Raw genomic sequence first — 2,139 nt, 5'->3', positions numbered from 1 at the left:
GCCCATCGGGACGCCGGGCCCGAGGCGCTCGACCCGGTCGGGCTCGCCGCCGCTCGCATGAATCTCGGTGGCGATGATGCCGGGCGCCACCGCGTTGACGCGGATGCCCTCCCCGGCCACCTCGCGGGCGAGCCCAATGGTCAGCGAGTCGATCGCGCCCTTTGAGGCGGCGTAATCGACGAACTGGCCGGGGCCGCCGAGGCGGGCCGCCACCGAGGACAGGTTGACGATGGCGCCCCCTGCCCCGCCGCGCTTGTTCGACATGCGCCGCACCGCCTCGCGGGCGCATAGGAAGCTCCCGACCACGTTGGTGGTCATCATGCGCTGGAGCCGGGCCGCGCTCATGTCGGCCACGTCGGATTTCATGTCGACCACGCCCGCGTTGTTCACGAGCGCCGCGAGCCGGCCGAGCCCGTCCGCGGCCTGGAACAGCGCCAGCACGTCGGCCTCGACGCCGACATCGCTGCGCACGGCCAGGGCCTTGCCGCCCTTGGCGGTGATCGCATCCACCACCGCCTGTGCCGCGGCCGCGTCCGACACGTAGCTCAGGCAGATCGCGTAGCCGCGCTCCGCGAGCAACAGCGACACAGCCCGCCCGATGCCGCGGCTGCCGCCCGTGACGATGGCGACGGATCCAAGCGACGTGGTCAAAGCTCGGCTCCCGTTGATTCCCGCGGCTGGCCGACAAGCGTTTGACGGTCAATATAGGTGGGCAGTCGTGTGTGCTCGTCGAGGATCGCAGTAGCGAGCTGCGCCTCAGTCAGATTCAAGGCCCCGGTCAGATCCGCGCCCCGCAAGATCGCACCGCTCAAGCGTGCATCTTGGAAGTCCGAGTTTCGAAACGCGGCCCCGCTCGCATCGATTCGAGACAGGTCCGCGCGCCGCAGGTCGGCGTTGCTGAGATCCGTGTGACGGAGAAAAGCGCCCTGAAGATTGACGATCGGGTGGGGGCTAGAATTCGCCTGATGGTTCATCGGCAGCGATCCTCATGCGCAACGTCTCGACAATAGCCCTTACGTCGATGGGCGGTTCCGACTCCTCGTAACGCGACCGCCTCTCGCGAAGGTGTGCCTGCAAGAGTTCGAAGACCGGATCTGCGAGGTCGGGAAAATCGCGCCCGATCTCGCGAAGAACATAGATAGCCGCCAGTCGGACTTCGAGCTGTCCGTCGCCGAGTTGCCCCGCCGCGCGGTTGAAGAGTTCCGTGACGTGGGCACGCCGCGCCAACTCCACCTGCGTTGCAGCCGACCCGGCCTGCTTCACTTCTGGTGCAAGCTTTCGCCACGCCAGTGCCGCCCCAACCAGCGCCGCGAGGGCCAGTCACAGATTTCGCACGATCTCCAAGACGAACACCCATGTCTGCATCCGGATGATCTACCGCGGGATCACAGATCCAGCACGAGCCGGGCCGGATCTTCCAGCGCCTCCTTCACCCGCACCAGGAAGGTCACGGCCTCCTTACCGTCCACGATCCGGTGATCGTATGACAGCGCGAGGTACATCATCGGCCGCGCCTCGATCTTGCCGGCGCGGACCACCGGGCGCTCCTCGATGCGGTGCATGCCGAGGATGCCCGATTGCGGGGCGTTGAGGATCGGGGTCGACATCAGCGAGCCGTAGATGCCGCCGTTGGTGATCGTGAAGGTGCCGCCCTGCATGTCCTCGATGGACAGCTTGCCGTCGCGGGCCTTCTTGCCGAAGCCGGCGATGGTCTTCTCGATGCCGGCGATCGACAGGTCGTCGGCGTTGCGCACCACTGGCACGACCAGGCCCTTATCGGTGCCGACCGCGATGCCGATGTGGTAATAGTTCTTGTAGACGAGGTCCTGCCCGTCGATCTCGGCATTGACCGCCGGCACGTCCTTGAGGGCGCCGATCACCGCCTTGGTGAAGAAGCCCATGAAGCCGAGCTTGGTGCCGTGCTTCTTCTCGAAGATGTCCTTGTACTGGCTGCGTAGCGCCATCACGGCCGACATGTCGACGTCGTTGAACGTCGTCAGCATCGCGGCGGTGTCCTGCGCGTCCTTGAGGCGGCGCGCGATGGTCTGGCGCAGCTTCGTCATACGCACGCGCTCCTCGCGCGCGGCATCGTCGGGCGCGGAAGGCGCGCGCGGCGGGGTCGGTCGGGCCTCCTTGGCG

Annotated in this window: 4 protein-coding genes; all 4 read right to left on the bottom strand. The window is 66.9% G+C overall.

Annotated features, from left to right (window positions below):
* Positions 1-651, bottom strand: a 651-nt coding sequence (locus FV228_RS27545) for an SDR family NAD(P)-dependent oxidoreductase (RefSeq protein ID WP_147857416.1), incomplete at its 3' end; no start/stop codon positions are given.
* A complete protein-coding gene (locus FV228_RS27540; protein WP_147857415.1) occupies positions 648-974 on the bottom strand; it encodes a pentapeptide repeat-containing protein in 327 nt (108 codons plus the stop codon). The genes FV228_RS27545 and FV228_RS27540, both read right to left, overlap by 4 nt.
* Entirely contained in the window at positions 952-1,263 is a 312-nt protein-coding gene (locus FV228_RS27535) for a hypothetical protein (RefSeq protein ID WP_147857414.1), read from the bottom strand. Before FV228_RS27535 ends, FV228_RS27540 begins: the two co-directional genes overlap by 23 nt.
* A 122-nt stretch (positions 1,264-1,385) precedes the next feature.
* On the bottom strand, positions 1,386-2,139 hold a 754-nt coding region (gene odhB / locus FV228_RS27530; protein ID WP_147857413.1), incomplete at its 5' end, for a 2-oxoglutarate dehydrogenase complex dihydrolipoyllysine-residue succinyltransferase.

The organism is Methylobacterium sp. WL18 (assembly GCF_008040015.1).
GTDB classification, from domain to species: Bacteria; Pseudomonadota; Alphaproteobacteria; order Rhizobiales; family Beijerinckiaceae; genus Methylobacterium; species Methylobacterium mesophilicum.
Note: the sequence above shows the minus strand (reverse complement) of the source record. Positions and strands in the feature narration are given on the sequence as shown.

Excerpts from the sequence above, each read along its gene's own strand:
- FV228_RS27540 (WP_147857415.1), bottom strand. The coding sequence starts at position 974 with ATGAACCATCAGGCGAATTCTAGCCCCCACCCGATCGTCAATCTTCAG.